General features: G+C 59.0%; 18 protein-coding genes. 15 read left to right on the top strand and 3 right to left on the bottom strand.

All coding sequences use genetic code 11. The annotated features are described in order from the left end of the window. Positions 1-525 precede the first annotated feature (525 nt). The 3 genes from ACUZ9P_RS13615 to lysA all read right to left on the bottom strand — a co-directional run bounded on the left by ACUZ9P_RS13615 (position 526) and on the right by lysA (position 4,191). Positions 526-1,419 carry a DUF2156 domain-containing protein gene (locus tag ACUZ9P_RS13615; RefSeq protein ID WP_449250107.1) on the bottom strand — a complete coding sequence of 298 codons (894 nt, stop codon included), beginning with the start codon at positions 1,417-1,419 and terminating at the stop codon, positions 526-528. A gap of 89 nt (positions 1,420-1,508) precedes the next feature. Beyond that, positions 1,509-2,921 carry an MATE family efflux transporter gene (locus ACUZ9P_RS13610; protein WP_449250106.1) on the bottom strand — a complete coding sequence of 471 codons (1,413 nt, stop codon included), beginning with the start codon at positions 2,919-2,921 and terminating at the stop codon, positions 1,509-1,511. A 1-nt stretch (position 2,922) separates the two neighbouring features. After that, positions 2,923-4,191, bottom strand: a complete 1,269-nt coding sequence (gene lysA / locus ACUZ9P_RS13605) for a diaminopimelate decarboxylase (protein WP_449250105.1) — start codon at positions 4,189-4,191, stop codon at positions 2,923-2,925. A gap of 413 nt (positions 4,192-4,604) precedes the next feature. On the opposite strand from lysA, the gene ACUZ9P_RS13600 reads away from it, so the two are divergent. The 15 genes from ACUZ9P_RS13600 (at position 4,605) to flgC (ending at position 20,266) form a co-directional block, all read left to right on the top strand. Further along, positions 4,605-5,027 carry an FKBP-type peptidyl-prolyl cis-trans isomerase gene (locus ACUZ9P_RS13600; protein ID WP_298998664.1) on the top strand — a complete coding sequence of 141 codons (423 nt, stop codon included), beginning with the start codon at positions 4,605-4,607 and terminating at the stop codon, positions 5,025-5,027. A 351-nt stretch (positions 5,028-5,378) separates the two neighbouring features. After that, positions 5,379-7,571: a glutamine synthetase III family protein gene (locus ACUZ9P_RS13595; protein WP_298998662.1), complete on the top strand. Its 2,193-nt coding sequence runs from the start codon at positions 5,379-5,381 to the stop codon at positions 7,569-7,571. A 344-nt stretch (positions 7,572-7,915) separates the two neighbouring features. Continuing rightward, the gene (locus tag ACUZ9P_RS13590) at positions 7,916-9,373 is read left to right on the top strand and encodes an anthranilate synthase component I family protein (protein WP_449250104.1); all 1,458 of its coding nucleotides are present in this window, start codon (positions 7,916-7,918) and stop codon (positions 9,371-9,373) included. Then, entirely contained in the window at positions 9,354-10,946 is a 1,593-nt protein-coding gene (gene trpD / locus ACUZ9P_RS13585; protein WP_298998658.1) for an anthranilate phosphoribosyltransferase, read from the top strand. Before ACUZ9P_RS13590 ends, trpD begins: the two co-directional genes overlap by 20 nt. Beyond that, the gene (locus tag ACUZ9P_RS13580) at positions 10,936-11,769 is read left to right on the top strand and encodes an indole-3-glycerol-phosphate synthase (protein ID WP_449250103.1); all 834 of its coding nucleotides are present in this window, start codon (positions 10,936-10,938) and stop codon (positions 11,767-11,769) included. The genes trpD and ACUZ9P_RS13580 overlap by 11 nt, the downstream gene beginning before the upstream one ends. Then, positions 11,763-12,395, top strand: coding sequence for a phosphoribosylanthranilate isomerase (locus ACUZ9P_RS13575; protein ID WP_298998653.1), 633 nt, complete (start codon positions 11,763-11,765; stop codon positions 12,393-12,395). The genes ACUZ9P_RS13580 and ACUZ9P_RS13575 overlap by 7 nt, the downstream gene beginning before the upstream one ends. Continuing rightward, positions 12,392-13,585: a tryptophan synthase subunit beta gene (gene trpB, locus ACUZ9P_RS13570; RefSeq protein ID WP_449250102.1), complete on the top strand. Its 1,194-nt coding sequence runs from the start codon at positions 12,392-12,394 to the stop codon at positions 13,583-13,585. Before ACUZ9P_RS13575 ends, trpB begins: the two co-directional genes overlap by 4 nt. Positions 13,586-13,587: 2 nt before the next feature. Further along, on the top strand, positions 13,588-14,355 hold the full coding sequence (trpA, locus tag ACUZ9P_RS13565; RefSeq protein WP_449250101.1) for a tryptophan synthase subunit alpha: 768 nt from the start codon (positions 13,588-13,590) through the stop codon (positions 14,353-14,355). Positions 14,356-14,563: 208 nt separating this feature from the next. Next, positions 14,564-14,839 carry a DUF2325 domain-containing protein gene (locus ACUZ9P_RS13560; protein WP_298998647.1) on the top strand — a complete coding sequence of 92 codons (276 nt, stop codon included), beginning with the start codon at positions 14,564-14,566 and terminating at the stop codon, positions 14,837-14,839. A 442-nt stretch (positions 14,840-15,281) separates the two neighbouring features. Then, entirely contained in the window at positions 15,282-17,513 is a 2,232-nt protein-coding gene (gene feoB / locus ACUZ9P_RS13555) for a ferrous iron transport protein B (RefSeq protein WP_449250100.1), read from the top strand. A 122-nt stretch (positions 17,514-17,635) separates the two neighbouring features. Then, a complete protein-coding gene (locus tag ACUZ9P_RS13550; protein WP_449250099.1) occupies positions 17,636-18,124 on the top strand; it encodes a thermonuclease family protein in 489 nt (162 codons plus the stop codon). Positions 18,125-18,155: 31 nt separating this feature from the next. After that, positions 18,156-18,578 (top strand): hypothetical protein, encoded by a 423-nt coding sequence (locus tag ACUZ9P_RS13545; RefSeq protein WP_298998638.1) that lies wholly within the window; start codon positions 18,156-18,158, stop codon positions 18,576-18,578. Between the two features lie 2 nt (positions 18,579-18,580). Continuing rightward, positions 18,581-19,111: a 3'-5' exonuclease gene (locus ACUZ9P_RS13540; protein WP_449250098.1), complete on the top strand. Its 531-nt coding sequence runs from the start codon at positions 18,581-18,583 to the stop codon at positions 19,109-19,111. Positions 19,112-19,342: 231 nt separating this feature from the next. Further along, on the top strand, positions 19,343-19,756 hold the full coding sequence (gene flgB / locus ACUZ9P_RS13535) for a flagellar basal body rod protein FlgB (RefSeq protein WP_298998634.1): 414 nt from the start codon (positions 19,343-19,345) through the stop codon (positions 19,754-19,756). Between the two features lie 72 nt (positions 19,757-19,828). After that, the gene (gene flgC / locus ACUZ9P_RS13530; protein WP_240824572.1) at positions 19,829-20,266 is read left to right on the top strand and encodes a flagellar basal body rod protein FlgC; all 438 of its coding nucleotides are present in this window, start codon (positions 19,829-19,831) and stop codon (positions 20,264-20,266) included. The last annotated feature ends 58 nt before the right edge of the window (positions 20,267-20,324 follow it).

Below are 20,324 nucleotides of genomic sequence, written 5' to 3'. Positions count from 1 at the left end.
GGTGTCGCTCTATGTGGGCTAAGGCATTTGCTTGATCTGCCTTGGGATATGGTGAAGAGGCAGGCGGGCTAAAAAATATTTTTTCTAGAGGAGGGTGGGCGGCGATATTTTTTCTGTCAGGGCCAGAAGGGCAGATCTGCGCATGCCACGTATCAGATTAATATTGCAGATTAAAAAATTTCAAGGCAGGGTGTCCCACGTAGATGAATGTGGAGGAAATGTTATTTTTTGTTGACTGGTATCTCATGTTGACAGGAATACCAATTATGGCATGATTCAGCCACCTCAACTGTTTTTTCGTGCAATTCCCCGGCTTCCGTCGGGGTTTTGCATTTGTTTGGGTTGCCTGCCAAAGGAGTTCCCTCAACTGGTTGTGCACCGGGCGAGAGCAGCAAAAGTTAGGCCGCACACATGAAAACCGCGCATACCGCCCTGATAAAGGACGGTTGCGCGGTTTTTCTGCATTTCAGCTCCGAAGCGCGGTGAACAGAGATTGCCCCCACGCTGCGGCGCAGCAGCTAAATGTCAGCTCTTGCGGATGCGCACCTTGTACTTGCGCAGAAAGTCGGCAGGCAGGTAGGTCATCTTGGCCTGGCGCAGACCTTCTTCGTCCAGATCCTGCGCCCGGTTGATGTAGGTAAATCCTGCGCCAGCGTTGCGCGAGAACAGGCAGTTGATGGTCTGGTACACGCCCTTGAAGCCATTCAGGCCTTTTTCGTAATGCACGCCAAGGTTTGCGCCGTCCAGGTTTTCGCCAACGCTGAAGGCCACCATCTTGCCGTCCACATAGAGCGAACCGCCCACGAGCCCGGTAAAACAGTTCCAGTGGCTGAGCACACGGTTGATGGCCTCGTTCTCGGCCCTGAGCGAAGGCGATTCCTCGCATTCGTGCCACTGGCACCAGTCGTCCTGCACTGCCAGCACGTCTTCAACCATGGCGTCGTCCAGCGTGTGGTAGTCCGGCTGGCCGTATGTCTTCACATAGCTGTTGAGATGATTTTTCTTTTTATGAAAGCGGTTGCCCGGCAGTTCCGCCAGTTCTTCCTGTTTGTACAGGTATTCCCACTGGCCGCGGTCTTCATCCGCATCCACAAGTCCGGGCAGTTCGCGCTGCCAGATTTCCAGCAGTTTTTCCGGCACGCGGGCGATGTTGTGGGCTTCGGGGTTGAAGCCGCAGGGCAGCAGATCCTTCCACGAAACCGCGTTCCAGTCGCCCACAGGGGCCCAGCACACGGCATAGGGCCGGGTTTGGCGGATCCAGCAAAGGTTGTCCTCAAAGCACCATTCAAGCCCGTAGTAATCCTGCCAGCCCCACAGGTTTGCCAGGGTATAGTCCAGTGAACGCTGAGGGGTGCGGCCCCACAGTTCGTAATACTGCTGGCGTCCGTCCAGACTGACAGGGGTAAAGGTCTTGTTCACAATCGTCTCCTCGCGTCTCAATGCGCAGATGCATAAACAGTGCGCGGGCGCATGCCGAGGTGCCGCAATTGCGGCCTCCGGGGCGGTATTTACGGGGTTTGCGGCTGACGGCAGCGGCTCATGGCAAAGCGCGTCCAGTCGCTGAAGAGCACCACATAAAGCATGATGCTGGTTTGCAGAATCTGGGATACGAGCATGGCCACAAATACGCCCGAGGCCGTGCCCCAGAGCATGTGACCAAGCAGCCAGCCCAAGGGCAGGCGCACCAGCCAGAAACTGCCGCCAAAAATCATGAGGTTGTACTTGGTGGCACCGGCTCCCGTCATCACGCCGCCCATGACAGTGCTTGCGATGGAAAAGGGTGTGGAGAGCAGGTTGTAGGTAAGGTAGCTTACAATCTGAGCTTGCGTGCCCGGCTCCTGCGAGAGCAGGTGGGCCACCTCCTGCCGGAAGGGCCAGAGCAGGGCGGCCATAAAGCTCATGGCCACAGCCGCAAGCGTCACCATATTGAGGGCCACGCGCCGGGCTTCGGCGGATTTGCCCGCACCAAGGCTGTTGCCCACCAGCACGGCCACGCTCATGTTGAAGGCCATGCCCGGCAGAAACAGCAGGGCTTCCACCCGCAGACCGGCATTGAGACCAGCCAGCGCGTTGACGCTGTCGGCGGGCAATGACGCCACCAGAACAAACAGCATCATGTAGCCGGACTGCCATACGATCTGCGCCGCGCCTGCGGGCAGGGCCACCTTGAGCAGGTAGGGCAGGCCAGCGCGGAGCCAGCGCAGGGAGGGCAGGGATTTGCGGTTCAGATAGCCGGAATGGGCCAAAAGTACGCAGTTGCATACAGCGCCAAGATACTGCGCGCCCACGTTTGCCCAGATCAGGCCCATATAACCCATGTTGGGCATGCCAAACCAGCCAAGCCCAAGGCCAAGGCAGGCCAGCAGGTTGCACAGGCACACGCCGGAAGCAACCCACAGGGGCGGCAAAACCTGGCGCGTGGCGCGGAACATGACCCCGGTTGAGGCGTACAGATACTGCGCGGGCAGGCCAAGCATGCTGGCGGCCCACATTTCGCGGGCTTGCGGCATGATGCTGTCAGGCACCATGAGCATGCGCAGTATGCCATCGCTGAAAAGGGCGGCACCCAGGGCCACAAGAAGACCAAGCCCCATGCAGCCGATAACAGTTGTGCCAATATAGCGTTGGGCGCGCATGACTTTAAGCGCGCCCAACGACTGGCTCACAGCCGCCGTAGCGCCGCTTGAAACAGCCATGGCGACCACCATCAGCAGGATGCTGCACTGGTTCACCATGCCCAGCGCCGCCTGAACATCCGCGCTGATCTGTCCGGCAACCCACACAGCCACAAAGCCCATGAAGAACATAAGGTACATCATGAGCATCTGGGGCCAGGTCAACCGCCAGACCGCGCGGGGGGAAGTGCTCAGGTCGGGCGCGGGCCGGGCCTGCTGCGCGGATGCGCCGCGTAATTGTGTCACATTAATCCATCAGGCAGCGCGCTAGATCCTCAAGGGTTTCGCGGCGGCGGATAAGTTTGGCAGTGCCGTCGCTTTGAATGAGAACTTCAGCAGGGCGACGACGCTGGTTGTAGTTGGAACCCATAGTAAATCCATAAGCTCCGGCGTCAAGTACCCCAAGCACATCTCCCTCGCACATAACGGGCAGTTCGCGTTCCTTGGCAAGGATATCGCCGCTTTCACAAATATTGCCCACAATGGTCTGCACCATGTTTTTGCGGGCCTGAGTGTCGGCCCCGTAGATTTCCACATCGTGGAAGGAGTCGTACATGGCGGGGCGCACAAGCACGTTGAAGCCCAGGTTGGTGCCCACGTAGCGCTTGTCGCCATTGTTTTTGACGGCAAACACGGTGCCCAGCAGAACGCAGCATTCGGCGGCCACATAGCGGCCCGGTTCCACAAGAAAACGGCCCTTGTAGCCGGATTTTTCAGACCATCCCGCAATGAGGGCGTGCAGGCGCTCGCCAAGGTCGGTCATGCTCAGGCGGGCCTGACCTTCGTACTTGTGGTAGGGAATGCCAAAGCCGCCGCCAAAGTCGATGACTTCGAGTTTTGCCAGCATGCTGGCGGGCAGGCGGTCGGCAAGGTGCAGCAGCACCTCGGCGGCATCAAGGTAGCCGTCGGGTTCCATAAAGAGCGAACCGATGTGCTGGTTGATGCCAGCCAGCGTGAGGTCGTGCTTTTCAAGCAGGGCAAAAACTTCGTCCAGCTTGTCGGGGGTGACGCCGAACTTGGTGTCCTTGCCCGCGGTGATGACCTTGGCATGGTGGCCCGCGCCAATGCCGGGGTTAAACCGCACCATGACCTTGCCACCCTTGTTGATGCGGCCAAGGGTATCAAGCTGCGAGAGGGAATCCACGCTGATAAGCAAGCCACGCGAAACGGCGTTTTTCAGCTCGGCTTCAGAATTGTTGTTGGAAATGTACAGGATTTCGTCAGGTGTAAAACCGGCCAGCTCGTCCATGTACAGTTCGCCGGGGCTCATGGCGTCTACCACCAGCCCTTCCTCGCGCACTATGCGCAGCAGGGCGGGGGTTGCATTGGCCTTAACAGAATAGTTCACACCGAAACCGGGGTGTTTGGAAAGCCCCATAAGGTCGCGGCAACGCTGCCGCAGCACATTCTCATTGTATACATAGAGAGGGGTGCCGAAGGTTTCAGCCAGCTCGCGGGGGGTGTGGCGGCCATAAAAATTGCATTCGTCGGTGTACGTGGAGCGAATATCGGACATAAAAATACCTCTGAGATACCTCTGAAAGATTGCGTGTGCCGCCCGAACAAGAGCGGGATTTTCCCGTTGAGAGCAATTGCTGATTATTAGTGTCGTATGGCACTCTGTCAAGCCTGCAAGCTGCTGTAGTGGCGGTGTGGCAGCAGTGTCGCGTCAGGGCGGAATGCAACTACGGCAGTTGTATTTTTACCGTAATGACGCGCAAAAGATCAAAGTCCGCAAACCCGCGCGGGCAGGGAGATTGGAGGCATTTGTAACAACGTTACAGATTGACAGAAGCCCCCCGGCGTGTTTTGCTTGCACTTTATTATCGGGCGTTATTCTTTTCGCGGGCGGGTTTCTGCCCTGGCAGCTTCTGCCGACGATGCGGCACACTGCCGCAGACCGCCCACACACACTGCAATGGAGTAGTTATGCCTATTAAAAAAGGCGATACGGTGCGCGCGCATTACACGGGTACCCTTGACGATGGCACGGTGTTCGACTCTTCGCGTGAGCGCGAACCCCTGGAATTCGTGATGGGCAAGGGTATGCTGATCCCGGGTTTTGAATCCGCCGTTGACGGTCGCGAAGCGGGCGAAACCGTTACCGTGACCGTTGCGCCTGATGATGCCTACGGCGAGGCTGATCCCGAACTGGTGTTCACCGTTCCCCGCGCCCAGGTGCCCGACCACATTCCCCTGAACGTGGGCGTGCCCTTGCAGCTCTCCAACGAGCAGGGCCAGATGGACGTGACCATCACCGAAGTTGGCTCGGACGAGATCACCCTTGACGCCAACCACCCCCTCGCTGGCAAGACGCTGACGTTTGAAATCGAAATCGTGAGCGTGAACTAAAGCGGTTTCTGGTTCGCGCTTCTGGTTTTGCCGCTGCCTTTGCCTATCGGCCGTGTTGATTGATTCTGCATGGCTGGCTTTGTGTAGTGGCGGGCAGCTCCAGGGCGCGTTCCGGTAGAGTATACTGTTCCGGGCCTGGCCTTCACGGTCAGGCCCGGAGATCATGGCTTTGGTGCGGGCGTCTGCAGGGCGTCCGCAAGGCCTCTGCAACAGCCCCCCTTGTCCGCGTGCGCCAGGGCAGCACGGGCGCGGGCGTTTTGTGGTTTGCATGCAGCGGCATAAATCCAACCGCCATAAGCGGGAATATCGGCACCCCCAACACTGCGTCAGCCCTGAGCGCGAGGTTCGTCCATGAGCAGCAAATCCGCCAGACAAAGCGCCATTGAGGCCATCACTACTTACAAACCCGAAGCGGCCCCCCTGAATTTTGTGGACACCAAACCCACCGATATTTTCGGGTGCAACGTGTTCAATGACCGCATCATGCGTGAACGCCTGCCCAAGAGCGTGTACAAGGCGCTGCGTAAAACCATTGAATTCGGCGAACGCATGGACCCCGCCATCGCCGATACCGTTGCCGCAGTCATGAAAGACTGGGCCATTGAAAAGGGTGCCACCCACTTTACCCACATTTTTTATCCCCTCACCGGGCAGACTGCCGAAAAGCACGACAGCTTCCTGATGCCCGACGGATCTGGCGGCGTGATCGCCGAATTTTCCGGCTCCATGCTTATTCGCGGCGAACCTGACGCTTCGTCCTTCCCCTCCGGCGGCCTGCGCTCCACCTTTGAGGCGCGCGGCTACACCGCATGGGATGTGACCAGCCCCGCCTACATCATGGAGAACCCCAACGGCACCTTCCTGTGCATCCCCACCATGTTCCTTTCGTGGACGGGTGTTGCCCTGGACAAAAAAACGCCCATGCTGCGTTCCGGCCAGGCCCTGAACCGCGAGGCGCATCGCGTGCTGGCGCTCTTTGGCGAAGATACGCCGCTGCCCATTGTTTCCTACGCCGGGCTTGAGCAGGAATATTTCTGCATTGACCACAACTTCAATTTTGCCCGCCCCGACCTCCAGATCGCCGGGCGTTCCCTGTTTGGCGCGCGTCCGGCCAAGGGGCAGGAATTCAGCGACCAGTATTTTGGCGTTATCCCGCAGCGTGTGCTTTCGTACATGATGGAAGTGGAGCGCGAACTGTACAAGCTGGGCGTGCCCGTGCGTACCCGCCACAACGAAGTGGCCCCCAGCCAGTACGAAATCGCGCCCCTCTTTGAGGTGAGCAACCTCGCGGTTGACCACAACCACATCATCATGGCCAAGCTGCGCAACGTGGCAAAGCGCTACGGCCTCAAGTGCCTGCTGCACGAAAAACCCTTTGCGGGCGTGAACGGCTCGGGCAAGCATCTGAACTATTCCATCGGCAATGCGGAGCTGGGCACCCTGTTTGATCCCGGCGAAACCCCGCATGCCAACGCCAAGTTCCTGGTGTTCTGCGCCGCCATGATCCGTGCCGTGCACAAGTTTGGCGGTCTGCTGCGCGCAACCGTCGCCAGCGCCAGCAACGACCACCGTCTGGGCGCCAACGAGGCCCCGCCGGCCATCATGTCCATCTTCCTTGGCGATCAGCTGACGGAAGTGTTTGAAGCCTTCCGCGCCGGACGCGTTGAAAACGCCGCCGGTGGCCGCACGGGCCGTGCCCTTAATCTGGGCGTGGATACGCTGCCGCCGCTGCCCGCCGATCCCGGCGACCGCAACCGCACAAGCCCCGTGGCCTTTACCGGCAACAGGTTCGAGTTCCGCGCGCTTGGCTCCAGCCAGTCTGCGGCGGGTTCCATCACCGCTCTCAACACCATGATGGCCGATTCGCTGGGCTTTGCAGCCGACTGGCTTGAAAAGGAACTGGCCCAGGGCAAGACCTTCAATCAGGCCCTGGAATCCTTTATCAGCCATGTCATTGACGAGCACAGCGCCGTTATCTTCAACGGCGACGGCTATTCCGAAGTATGGCACAAGGAAGCCGAGCGCCGTGGCCTGCCCAACCTGCGCACCACCCCCGAGGCTCTGGCCGAACTGACCAAGCCCGAAGTGGTCAGCCTTTATGAAAAGGCTGGCGTGCTTAACAAGGCCGAACTCAAGGCGCGGCAGGAAATCTACCTTGAGCAGTACTGCAAGACCGTGCGTACCGAGGCCAATCTGGTTATCCGCATGGCCCACACCATCATTTACCCTGCGGGCATGCGCTATCAGGGTGAACTGGCCGCTGCCGCGGCCAACATGCGCGCCATCGGCAAGGATCCCAAAACTGTGACCCTGGCCGAAATCACTTCAAATCTGCGCCTCATGCAGGATGCCTGCGGCCAGCTTGAAGAAGTGCTGGCCAAGGCGGACAGCCTGGGCTACGGCTTTGAGGCCGCCCTGAGCTATCGCGAATATGTGCTGCCCCGTATGCTTGAAGTGCGCCGCTACGCGGACATGCTTGAAGTGCGCGTGGCTGACGACCTGTGGGCGCTGCCCAATTATCAGGAAATTCTGTTCGGCAAGTAGGCCGAGGAGGCAGGGAGGGCAAAGCCGCTTCGGGCGTGCCCTCCCGCTTGCCATAGCTGAGGCTGTAACGGAAATTTACTGAAAAACCGCCCTGCGTTGTTGACAGCCTGCGGCTGGATGCGTAGGGTGACTTGAAACATAAGGAACTAGGCATTTATATGAACGTTTTCTCCAACACCATTTTTAACAGCTTCAAAGGCTGGTGGTGGCGCATCCAACTGCGTGGGGGAGACGTGCGGGCTTAATAGTTCCGGTACGTTGGCATTGTCGTAAGTAGACGCCGTCTCCCCAAGGGAGACGGCGTTTTTTGTTTTTCAGGCACAAAAACCCAAAGGATGCGCCAGATGAAAGATAACGGTGATGCGCAGCATATGCTGACGCTGCAACAAACCGCCCGCTGGTTGCCAGCGGATATGGACACGCCCATCAGCCTATTCATGGGTATGGTCGGGGCCGGTAACGGCATCTTGCTTGAAAGCGCCGAAGTGGACGGTCGCTGGGGCCGTTACAGCATCCTGGCCTGCGATGCGGCTTTGTTCATCTCCTGCCGCGATGGCAAGCTTGCACTGGACATCCGCAACGACAGCTTAACCCCCCTGGCGCGCTTTGAGGGCAAACCCTTTGTGGACGGCCTGCGGGCGCTCATGGCTGCGCTGACCATAGATGGCCCGGTCAACATCACAAATCTGCCGCCCATTACCCGCGCTCTTTACGGGTATCTAGGCTTTGGCATGGCGGGTCTGTTCAACCCCAAGCTGGCCCCTGTCATGCCGCAGAGCGAGGCCGACTGCCTGCTCATGCTGCCGTCGACCGTGCTTGTGTTCGACCATTTGTACAACCGGCTCTGTCAGGTGAGCCTGGGCGAACACCGTGCGCTGCAAAGCTCGCGTGAATCACTTGAAGCCCGCGCCACGGGGCAGGCCGGGGCCGTGCGCATCAATCCCGACAATGTCTGCGCCGAACCCGGCGAGGAAGGCTACAAGGATTACGTGCGCCGCATCAAGGAAATGCTGCGCCAGGGCGAGGCCATTCAGGTTGTGCCTTCCGTGCGGTTTTCCACGCCTTTTGAGGGCAATCCCTTTGAACTGTACCGCCGCATGCGCCGGTTCAACGCCTCTCCCTACATGTTCTACATGCGCTTTCCCGAGCTGACGCTTTTCGGTTCTTCGCCCGAGGTCATGGTGCGTTGCACGGCGGGGCATTTGCAGCTTTCGCCCATTGCAGGCACGCGCAAACGCGGCGCGGACGACCTTGAAGACGCCGCCCTTGCCGCCGAACTGCGGGACGACCCCAAGGAACGCGCCGAGCATGTCATGCTGGTCGACCTTGGCCGCAACGATCTTGGCCGCGTGGCCCAGCCCGGCTCAGTGAATCTGGAGCGCTACATGGAAGTTGAGCGCTACTCCCACGTCATGCACCTCACCAGTCGGGTCAGCGCCCGGCTTGAGGAAGGCCTGGACGCCCTGGACGTGCTGGCGGCCACCTTCCCGGCGGGTACGGTTTCGGGCGCGCCCAAGGTGCGGGCCATGGAAATCATCCGCGAGGTGGAAGGCCGCGCGCGTGGCCCTTACGCTGGCTGCATCGGTTGGCTTGGTCTGGACAAGGACAGCGTGAACCTTGATACAGGCATCACCATCCGCAGCATGTGGATGCGTGACGGCAAGCTCTTCTGGCAGGCGGGCGGAGGCATCGTGCATGACTCCGATCCCGATCTGGAATGGAAGGAAGTGTGCAACAAATCAGCCATCATGCGCCTGGCCCTGCGTGCGGAGGACGAAGAATATGTTTCTGCTCATCGATAATTACGACTCCTTTACCTACAATCTTGTGCAGGCTTTTTACGCCTTGGGCCACAAGCCCGTGGTGCTGCGCAACGATGACCCCGCCGTGCTGGACATGGCGGTGAATCCCGAGCTTTCCATGGTCTGCATTTCGCCAGGGCCGGGGCATCCCGCCGATGCGGGGCTTTGCCCGGAGTTCCTCAAACGCCTCAGCCCGCGCATTCCCGTGCTGGGCGTGTGCCTTGGGCATCAGCTTTTGGGGCTGCATGCCGGGGCCAAGGTTGAGGTCGGCCCGTGCATCATGCACGGCAAACAGTCTGAAATCGTGCACGACGGCACTGGCATGTTTTTGGGCCTGCCCAACCCCATGCGCGTGGGCCGCTACCACTCCCTTGTGGTGCGCGCCGATGAAGACGCGGAAAATCCCCGTTTTACGGTCACTGCCCGCGCTCCCGAAGGCGAAGTTATGGCCCTGCGCTACAATGACCGCCCGTGGGTTGGCGTGCAGTTCCACCCCGAGTCCGTGCTTACGCCGGACGGCCTGCGTCTGCTAGGCAACTTCCCGCAGAGCATCCTTGGCACAGGTGCGGAAACCTCCGACTTCTCCGGTATTCTTGAGCGTCTGGCCCGCCGGGAAGACCTCTCCGCCGAAATGGCGGCGGCGGGTTTTGCGGCCCTCATGGACGGCAAGATGACCCCGGCGCAGGCGGGCGGCTTCCTCATGGGGCTGCGCATGAAGGGCGAGAGCGCCCTTGAACTTGCTCACGCCACGCGCGCCGCTCTGGCCCGCGCCGTGCGCGTGGACGGCATTTCGGGAACAACCATTGATGTGGTGGGCACCGGCGGGGATGGACGTCATTCCTTCAACTGTTCCACGGCTTCATCTCTGACGCTGGCAGGTATGGGCTACAGGGTGGTCAAGCACGGCAACCGCGCGGTTTCGTCCAAGTGCGGCAGCGCGGATGCTTTGGAAGCCCTCGGCATCACGCTGGAAAAAGATCCCGCCTCCGTGGCGGAGATGGTCAAAAAGCGTAATTTCGCCTTTATATTTGCCCCGTACTTTCATCCTTCCTTTGCCAATATCGGCCCTGTGCGCAAGGAGATGGGCGTGCGGACCCTGTTCAACATTCTTGGCCCCATGATTAACCCGGCGCGGCCCAGCCATCTGCTCATGGGCGTGGCGCGGCCCGAACTGGTGGAGCTGGTGGCCGAAACACTCATGCAGTCACCCCTGCACCGCGCCGCCGTGGTCTGCGGTTCGGGCAACTATGACGAGGTAACGCCCATCGGCCCCACCAAGATGGCCCTGCTGCACAATGGCAAGGTGACGCCCATGATGCTTGACCCGCAGGAATTCGGCATTGCATCCTGCACTGTGGAAGACCTGGCCGTGAGCGGCAAGGAAGAAGCCGTGGCCGTGCTCAAGGATATTCTCAACGGGCAGGGGCCGCGCGCCATGATGGACATGGTGGTGCTCAATGTGGGGCTTGCCATCTACCTGCTGGAAGAAAAGATGGATATGGCCCTGTGCATGGCCCGCGCCCGTGAGGCCGTGAGCGCCGGTGTGGGCAGGAAGGTGCTCAATGCTGCTTGAGCGCTTTCGCAAGGCCAAGGAGGCTGAGGTAGAGGCTCTGCGTGCTTTGGAAGCACAGGGCGCTCTGCCCGCAGTATACGAAGGCCAGCGCCCAGACTTTGCTGCGGCCCTGACCCTCCGCGTACCCGGCTGCCCTCTGGCGGTGGTGGCGGAATACAAGCGGGCCTCGCCCTCGCGCGGCGTGATCTGCGAGAGTCTGGCTGTGGAAGATGTGGCGCGCCAGTATACCGCCGCAGGGGCCAGCGCAGTATCGGTGCTGACGGAAGAAACCTTTTTTCGCGGGCGCCTGGAATATTTGGCCCGCGCCGCTGACCCGGCGCTCTACAGTGGGCCGCGTGTGCCTCTGCTGCGCAAGGATTTTATTTTTGATCCTTTGCAGGTGCGGGCCACGGCAGCCACGCCAGCCTCGGCATTGTTGCTCATTGTGCGCCTGACGCCGGACGCCGCGACCTTGCGCGCCCTGCGCGAACAGGCGGAGGGCTACGGCATTCAGGCAGTGGTGGAGATATTTGATGCCGAAGACCTGCGCCTTGCCCGCGAGAGCGGGGCGCGCATCATACAGGTCAACGCCCGCGATCTGGAAAGCCTTGCGGTGGATCGCGATGCCTGCCTGCAACTGATACAGTCCTGCCCGCCAGCCAATGGCGAACTGTGGATTGCAGCCAGCGGCATGAGTAGCGCAGAGCATCTGCGGGCAGCGGCAGCTGCGGGGTATCACGCCGCCCTTGTGGGCAGCGCCCTGATGGAAGGCGGCGCTCCGGGCGAGGCCTTGGCGGCCCTGCTGGGAGCTGCGGCCAAAACTGAGGGAGATTGCACATGCTGATCAAGTTCTGCGGCCTCACACGGCAAGAGGATGTTGACCATGCGGCCAGCCTAGGGGCTGCCATGTGCGGTTTTATTTTTCACCCCCGCAGCCCGCGCGGCGTGACGGTTGCGCAGGCGGCAGCCTTGGGCAGTGGATCCATGCTGCGGGTGGGCGTTTTTGTAAATCAGGGTTCGGATGAAATCCGGCGCATCATGGACGAAGCCCGGCTTGATTATGCGCAACTGCACGGTCACCAGAGTGTGGAATGCGCCCGCGCCATCGGCGCGGAGCGCGTCATTCGGGTGCTCTGGCCCGATCGTTACACCCACCGCGCTTTGTTGTACAATGATTTACAACGCAATGCCGAAGCCTGCGCCTATTACCTGCTTGACGCGGGGCTGAAAGGCGGCGGCAGCGGGCACAAGCTGGACTGGTCGGATCTGGCCAGCCTGCGCCCGGCGCATCCCTGGCTGCTTGCCGGGGGATTGAGCGCAGCCAATGTGGCAAAGGCCGTAGGCATGTGCGCGCCTGCCGGGGTGGATTTCAATTCCGGCGTGGAAGACGCGCCGGGGTGTAAAAACAGGGAAAAAATGGCGGCTGCATTCATGGCCGCAAACTCCAAAGGCAATGGGTATTCGCTATGAAAGACAGTTACTTTGGTGAGTTCGGCGGCTGCTTTGTTCCCGAACTGCTTATGCCGCCCCTTATGGAAGTGGAAGCGGCCATGCGCGACATTTATCCCACCGATAAGTTTCAGGCAGAGCTGAAAGACCTGCTGTTCAATTATGCCGGGCGTGAAACACCGCTGACCTATTGCCCCACGCTTTCGGGCGAGGTGGGTTTTGACCTGTGGCTCAAGCGCGAGGATCTGCTGCATACGGGCGCGCACAAGGTCAACAACACCCTTGGGCAGGCCCTGCTTGCCAAGTACATGGGCAAAACAGCCCTGGTGGCGGAAACCGGCGCTGGCCAGCACGGCGTTGCCACCGCTGCCGCTGCCGCCCGCCTGGGTCTGGAATGCACCATATATATGGGAGCGGAAGACGTGGTGCGCCAGGCCCCCAACGTCATGCGCATGAAGCTGCTGGGCGCTACCGTACATGCGGTGGAAAGCGGCACCCGCACCCTCAAGGACGCCATCAACGAGGCCTTGCGCGCCTGGATCGGCAGCCAGAAAACAACCCATTACTGCTTTGGCACCGCTGCCGGGCCGCACCCCTTCCCCAAGCTGGTGCGCATGCTGCAAAGCGTCATTGGCCGTGAAACCCGCGCCCAGATGCTGGAAAGAACCGGACGGCTGCCTGATGCCGTGGTTGCCTGCGTGGGCGGCGGTTCCAACGCCATCGGCATGTTCCATCCCTTTGTGGATGACGCCAGCGTGCGCATCATCGGCGTGGAGGCGGCAGGCACGGGCGAGACTGGCTGCTTCAATTCCGCCCCGCTGAATCTTGGCACCCCCGGTGTTCTGCACGGTTCGTACAGCATGCTGCTGCAAAACGAAGACGGTCAGGTTGAACCCTCGCACTCCATTTCCGCCGGGCTGGATTATCCCGGCGTGGGGCCAGAACATTCATGGCTGCAAAAAATCGGGCGCGTCCATTACGGCATGGTCAAGGACGCCAACGCGCTCAACGCCTTCCAGCGCCTGTGCCGTGCAGAGGGCATCCTGCCCGCGCTTGAATCTTCGCACGCTCTTGCCTGGGTGCTCGACCACCCGCAGGAATTCAAAAAAGGCGATCAGGTGGTGGTGAACCTGTCTGGCCGCGGCGACAAGGATCTGGGCATTGTCAACAAGGCGCTGGGCTTTGCGGCGCAGGGCCAGGAAGAGGTGTAGTCATGAATATTCTTGAACAGAAAATCCGCGATGCCAAGGCAGCCGGTCGCCCGGCACTGATTCCCTTTTTGACGGCGGGCTTTCCCGATCAGTCCACGTTTTGGCCCACGCTGATGGAACTGGACGAAGGCGGCGCGGATATCATCGAAATCGGCGTGCCCTTTTCCGACCCTGTGGCAGATGGCCCGGTGGTGGAAGACGCCTCGCGCCGCGCCCTGAGCGATGGCGTAAGCCTGCGCGGCATTCTGGAAGAACTCATTGAACGCAAGGGGCTAATTCAGGCTGGTGTGGTACTCATGGGCTACCTGAATCCTTTTCTGCAATATGGCTACGAAAAGCTGGCGCGGGACGCCGCGCGCGGCGGCGTGCACGGTTTTATCGTGCCTGACCTGCCCTATGAAGAGGCCGGGCCACTGCGTGACGCCCTGAAAAAAGAAGGCATTGCCCTCATTCCTCTGGTTGGCCCCAATACCAGCGCGGAGCGCATGGCCCTCTATGACAGCGTGGGCGAAGGCTATGTGTACGTGGTTTCGGTCATGGGCATCACTGGCGAACGCAACGACCTTGCGCCCCAGGTGGCAGTGACCATGCGGCGTGCGCGTTCTGCCTTCAAGCTGCCGCTGGCTCTTGGCTTTGGGCTGCGCGAGCCTTCGCAGCTTGAGGCTCTTTCGCCCGATGCGCGGCCCGACGCCGTTGTTTTTGGCAGCGCCCTGCTCAAACATATTGACGCAGGCAACAGCGCCGCCGAATTTCTGGCCCTCTGGAAGTAGCTGGGAATAGAAGCTTTTTTATCGTCCTTTGCACAAAATCAGGGCGCTTTTCCGCAGGGGAGAGCGCCCTTGTTATTTATATTGAAATTTATTTTCAAAAATATGATCCAGACCTCTTGACTTTGAAATTCGTTTTCAATTAAAAGAAAGACACACAGCAACACCACCCGCGCAAAATTGAGCAGTGCGGCAAAAGACGGAGGATCATATGTGCGTAACCCTGATAGGCGGTATGGACCGACTGAAACAAGACTACATGGCGGCGGCGGAGCAGGACGGACATTCCCTGAAGTTCATTACCCGCAATGAGCGCAATTTTGTGGACAAAATCGGCAACCCTGACGCCATGATCGTGTTCACCAACAAAATTTCGCACGAAGCCAAACGCAAGGCCGTGCAGGTGGCGCGCTCGCGCAACATCCCTCTGCAGATGGTTCATTCGTGCGGCGTATCTTCCCTGCGTGAATGCCTCAAGGGCGCATAGGCTGCTGAAGGAGCGTTCTCTAATGCAGAACTGCCAACCCGGTGACGGGATGGGAGGCCGTTGACCAAGGTCGGCGGCCTCCCGTTTTTTGCAGGTCACTGCTTGGGGCAATATTTGAGGCGGGGGGAATCTGGCTGGGCGCGGGTGTATTGGGCATGAGCTCAATTGGCTGAGTAAAGTTGCGGAAAATTAGTATCCATCGCTTGACATTTGGGGGGCAGGTAGCTAAATCAATCAGGACTTTGGAATTGAATTTCAATTTTTTGAGCAGCGCCTTTCCTGAGACACTTCGGCAGGATCGAAAACAGGTCGGAAAAGGCAAGCCGTATGACGGCAAGGCTGCTGGCAGGAAGGCTGGTATGAACAAATTTTTGTTCGCGGTAATGGCTGGGATGTCGCAAGTGCGGCGTCAGTCTGTTTATAGCATGGGGGAGGTGCGTGCATGAGCGCGGTTCGGCAGTTTAATAATCCCGATGATGCCAATTTCAACGCTGATGGAAAGCTGCGGATAGCTCTTGCTGGCAATCCCAACTGCGGCAAGACAACGGTTTTCAACGGCTACACTGGTGCCCGACAGCATGTGGGCAACTATCCCGGTGTTACGGTTGACAGAAAAGAAGGGCACATCACCGTGGGCGGCAAGCAGGTTACCGTGGTTGACCTGCCCGGCACGTATTCGCTGACCGCCTATTCCATGGAAGAACTGGTGGCGCGCCGCGAGCTGGCGGCTGGCAATGTGCAGGCCGTTATTGACGTTGTGGACTCCTCGGCCCTTGAGCGCAACATGCTGCTTACCGTGCAGATGCTCGAAATGGGCATCCCCGTAGTGCTGGGCTGCAACATGATGGACGAAGCCCGCGCCGCAGGCATCCATATAGATATGGAGCGCCTTAGTGAACTGCTGGGCATTCCCGTGCTGCCCATGGTGGCACGCTCTGGCGAGGGGCTTGATGAAGCCATGGCTGTCGCCATCAGGTTGGCGCAGGAGGGCAAGGCCAATGCCCTGCGTATTTCTTATGGCAGCGATATTGACCCTGTGCTGCTGGATATGGAAAAGCGTATCGAAGACAGTGGGCTGTTTGCCAAAAAGTATATGCCACACTGGGTTGCCCTCAAAATGCTTGAAGGCGACAGCGAGATCATGAGCGAGGTTCGCTCCGCCAATGCCGCCCTGGCCGAAGAGCTTGAGGGCATGCGCAAAAAGGCTGCAGCTCATGTGCGCAGCACGCTCAACGCCAATCTTGAATCCATCATCACAGATTACCGTTACGGCTTTATCCGCAGCCTCCTGCGCGACGGCATCGTGACCCAGGACGCCGGCAAGGACCGACTGGCCCTTTCAGACAAGCTGGACAAGGTACTCACCAACGCCTTTCTTGGGCCGCTGATCATGATCGGCGTGCTCTACCTCATGTTTCAGGTGACCTTTACTGTGGGCGATTACCCCAAAGGCTGGGTTGAAGACGGCTTTAAATGGCTGGGAGATACCTGCACAATGCTGCTGCCCGAGGGTTTTGCCCAGTCGCTTATTGTTGACGGCATCATCGCGGGTGTTGGTGGCGTGGTCAGCTTTGTGCCGCTCATCCTCATCATGTTTGCGCTTATCTCCTTTATGGAAGACAGCGGCTACATGGCCCGCGTGGCCTACATGATGGACCGCATCTTCCGCTTTTTCGGCCTGCACGGCGCATCGGTCATGCCCTATATTATCGCTGGCGGTATTGCGGGCGGTTGCGCCATCCCCGGCGTTATGGCGACCCGTACCCTGCGCAGCCCAAAGGAAAAACTGGCAACCCTGCTGACGCTGCCTTACATGACCTGCGGAGCAAAGCTGCCTGTGTTCTTGCTGCTGGCCGGGGCATTCTTTCCTGACAGCGCCCCCACCGTCATGTTCCTTATCATGATAACCGGTTGGGTCATGGCTCTGTTGGTGGCGCGCCTGCTGCGCTCTTCCATCGTCAAGGGCGAGGCCACTCCCTTTGTTATGGAGCTGCCCCCGTACCGCATGCCTACTCTCATGAGCCTTTTGCTGCACTGCTGGGAACGCGCCTGGATGTACCTCAAGAAGGCCGGTACCGTGCTGGTGGCCATTTCTATCCTGATCTGGGCCGCCATGACCTTCCCCGGTCTGCCGGAAGACAAGTCCGCCCCCTTTGACGCACAGATCGCCCAGCTTGAGGAAAAGATCGCGGCTATCCCTGAGGGTGACGAAGCCCGCGCCCCCATCGAAGAAGAACTTGGCAACGTGCGCAACGAACTTAAGGAAGAAGCCTTGGCCTTCTCCGTGGCTGGCCGTCTTGGCAAGGCCGTGGAACCTGCCACCCGCCCCATGGGCTTTGACTGGCGCACCGACATAGCCCTGCTGGCCGGTGTGGCCGCCAAGGAAGCAGTTGTTGCCACAATGGGCACTGCCTACGCCATGGGCGACCAGGATCCCGAAGACGCTGCCCCCCTGGCGGAGCGCCTCAAGGGTGATGAAGCATGGTCAAAGGCCACCGCGCTTTCCCTGATGCTCTTCGTACTGCTGTATTCCCCCTGCTTTGTGGCCCTTGTGGTCATTCGGCAAGAGGCTGGCAGTTGGGGCTGGGTGGCGTTCAGCATTGTGTTCAACACTGCTCTGGCCTTTGCTGTAGCCACGGCCGCCTACCAGATAGGACGCACTGTCTGGGGGTAGCAATACTGTTTGATTTCTGATTCCCCTCCTTGATGCCTGTGCCGCCTGCCTTGACAAAGGTCTGGCGGCACAGGCATTATCTGCTGGCGCACATTTGCAGGCCTTTACCGAGGGGTTCAGCAATGCTCAACCGGCTTTTTGCAAATATAATCCTTATGGTTCTGGCTGTGTCTCCAGCTGCTGCGGCTACAACGTGGAATGCGTATGTGGTAAGTGTGGAAGACGGAAATACCATTTCAGTCAGCACCAAGAAAGACAGTGAAGAACCTGAGAAGGTGCTGGTTTTTTACGGCATTGAAGCTCCCAGTCTCAGGCAGCCTTACGGGCCTCAGGCGCTGGCCTATTTGCAGCGCATGATGCCCAAGGGAGCCAAAGTGGACGTTGAAGACGTGGGGCAGCTCGAAGCAGGCCCCATTACCGCGCTTGTGCAGGTGGGCGGTGATTCCGTCAACTACAAGCTGGTGATGGAAGGTCTGGCCTGGGTGGACAGGCAGAAGTGCAGGGCCATTTTTTGCCGCCGCTGGCTTATTCAGGAACATCAGGCGGTATTGGACAGGCGTGGCATTTGGGGGCTGAACATTGGCACCCCCCCTTGGCAATGGACCCGCTGACACGCCGCCGTAACCCATAAAAGGAGCGCGTATGGAAGTTACAGGTTCCGAAGAACTGCGTAAATTTCTTGATTCCTGGCAGGATGACCCGCTTAACATCAAGAAATCATTTACGGAATACATGAATTTTCTGGCCGCGCACAGCAATATTTCCTTTACCTTCAAGGCCCGGCCCGGCGTAAGTTATTCCCTGCGGGCGCGCCACAGCGTACAGACCGAACGTGTACTCTTTGTGCTGCTGGATGTGGTGGATGATGAACCGGCAAGCCGCTGGCTTTCCATTTGTTTTTATGACGAAATGGTCTCTGACCCCGGCGAAAAGGGCGACTTTGTGCCCGGCGGCCTCATGGGCGAAGACGCCCGTTGCTTTAACCTCGAGGACGACGATGCCGTCATGCGCGACTATATCAAGGCGCGTTTGGCCGAAGCCGCCCACAAAGCTGCAAAAGAGTAAGTGTGGTTTCTACAGATTTGAGCCGTAGTGTAGCTATTGATTTTGAAACTTCCGGCTACTCGGCCCACAGCGCTTGCGCCGTGGGCCTTGCTCGTATTGAGCAGGGCAGCGTGACCGATATTTTTTACAGCCTCATCAGGCCGCCGTCATCTCGCGTGATGTTTACCGAGATCCACGGTTTGACCTGGCCCATGCTGAAGGATGCGCCCACTTTTGCCGAACTGTGGCCGCAAATAGATGCCTTTCTTGAAGGGGCGGGCAGCCTGCTTGCGCACAATGCCTCCTTTGACAAGCGTGTGCTTGCCGCAAGCTGCCATGCAGTGGGAGTGCAGGAACCCTGTGCGCCTTTTTTGTGTACGCTCAAAGGCTCCCGCCGCAGTTTGCCGCTTGCCTCCAAAAAGCTCAGCAGCGTGAGTGCCTACTTTGGCATAGCGCTGAACCACCACCATGCAGGGTCGGATGCGGAAGCCTGCGCCCGCATCTATTTGCAGTTGCACGCTCTGGGCGTTACCGATGCCCAGATGAAACTGTAAGCCGCAGTTCGTCCATTCCTGCCAGATTGACCCCGCCCGGATTTTCGGGCGGGTTTTTTGTTTTTTGCGCTTGCGTTCTGGCCTGCCGGAACTCCCTGCGTCTGTCAAAATACCGACCTCTGCCCGTTCTTTGTTTTTTAACATATCTTAATTACATGCTTTTTATATTGTGGAACGCTTGTTGCTAAAGGCTTGGCAAGCAGATTTCCGTGAACCACGGGGGTACGTAGTATGAAATCAATGTTCAATATGCAGATAGGCCTTGTGGGCAAGGTCATGGATATGCAGTTGCAGCGGCAAAACGTCATCTCGGGCAATATCGCCAACGTGGAGACGCCCAACTACAAGCCGCGCGAACTGTCTTTTGAAAAAGAACTGCAATCGGCCCTTGGGCTTGATTCCAGCGGGGAGATGACCCGCACGGAATCTTCTCATATGCCCACGGCTTTCAGGCCTGATTCTTTTGGGCCGGAATGGGATATGGCGGTCAAACCGCGTGTTGTTCACGGCGAAGACCGCGTGAATATTGATAAAGAAATGGCCAAGCACGCCAAGAACCAGTTGCAGTACACAGCGCTTACCCAGGTGATGAGCAAGTCTTTTGAAGGACTGAACAACATCATTCAGGATGGCAAGCAGTCCTGATTTTTGCCCGCCGCCGCGCCGCTTCCATACGCGGCATAAGAACCCCGGCAGCGGACAGTGTAGGAGGAAGCCATGGACTTCATGACGGCATTTGATATCAGCGCGTCCGGCCTTGCAGCCGACCGCACCCGCATCAACACCATTTCGATGAACCTTGCCAACGCCAAGACAACGCGCACGCCCCAGGGCGGGCCGTACCGTCGGCGTAGCGTGGTGCAGCAAACGGCTGATGTGGATGATCCTTTTTCCATCCACATGCGTTCGGCCCTCGACAGGGCGGTGCAGGGCGTGCGTGTTTCTGCCGTGACCATGGACAACCGGCCCTTCAAGCGTGTGTACGAGCCAGGCAATCCTGACGCCAATGCGGAAGGCTACGTCATGTACCCCGATATCAACGTGGTTGAGGAAATGGCCAACCTCATGACTGCCCAGCGCAACTACGAGGCCAACGTCACCACAGTGGATGCCGTCAAGGGCATGTTCATCAAGGCTTTGGATATTGGCCGCTAGGGTCTGTTACTAAATAATTCTTTTGGCCGATCACTGCGTCATCCAGCATTTTTTACTC

The sequence above is a fragment of the Desulfovibrio intestinivivus genome, assembly GCF_053570665.1.
Note: the sequence above shows the minus strand (reverse complement) of the source record. Positions and strands in the feature narration are given on the sequence as shown.

Coding starts and splice junctions, on each gene's coding strand:
- flgB (WP_298998634.1), top strand. CDS start 19,343: ATGAAATCAATGTTCAATATGCAGATAGGCCTTGTGGGCAAGGTCATG.
- trpB (WP_449250102.1), top strand. CDS start 12,392: ATGAAAGACAGTTACTTTGGTGAGTTCGGCGGCTGCTTTGTTCCCGAA.
- ACUZ9P_RS13595 (WP_298998662.1), top strand. CDS start 5,379: ATGAGCAGCAAATCCGCCAGACAAAGCGCCATTGAGGCCATCACTACT.
- feoB (WP_449250100.1), top strand. CDS start 15,282: ATGAGCGCGGTTCGGCAGTTTAATAATCCCGATGATGCCAATTTCAAC.
- lysA (WP_449250105.1), bottom strand. CDS start 4,191: ATGTCCGATATTCGCTCCACGTACACCGACGAATGCAATTTTTATGGC.
- ACUZ9P_RS13545 (WP_298998638.1), top strand. CDS start 18,156: ATGGAAGTTACAGGTTCCGAAGAACTGCGTAAATTTCTTGATTCCTGG.
- ACUZ9P_RS13600 (WP_298998664.1), top strand. CDS start 4,605: ATGCCTATTAAAAAAGGCGATACGGTGCGCGCGCATTACACGGGTACC.
- trpA (WP_449250101.1), top strand. CDS start 13,588: ATGAATATTCTTGAACAGAAAATCCGCGATGCCAAGGCAGCCGGTCGC.
- ACUZ9P_RS13575 (WP_298998653.1), top strand. CDS start 11,763: ATGCTGATCAAGTTCTGCGGCCTCACACGGCAAGAGGATGTTGACCAT.
- flgC (WP_240824572.1), top strand. CDS start 19,829: ATGGACTTCATGACGGCATTTGATATCAGCGCGTCCGGCCTTGCAGCC.
- ACUZ9P_RS13590 (WP_449250104.1), top strand. CDS start 7,916: ATGAAAGATAACGGTGATGCGCAGCATATGCTGACGCTGCAACAAACC.
- ACUZ9P_RS13560 (WP_298998647.1), top strand. CDS start 14,564: ATGTGCGTAACCCTGATAGGCGGTATGGACCGACTGAAACAAGACTAC.
- trpD (WP_298998658.1), top strand. CDS start 9,354: ATGTTTCTGCTCATCGATAATTACGACTCCTTTACCTACAATCTTGTG.
- ACUZ9P_RS13550 (WP_449250099.1), top strand. CDS start 17,636: ATGCTCAACCGGCTTTTTGCAAATATAATCCTTATGGTTCTGGCTGTG.
- ACUZ9P_RS13580 (WP_449250103.1), top strand. CDS start 10,936: ATGCTGCTTGAGCGCTTTCGCAAGGCCAAGGAGGCTGAGGTAGAGGCT.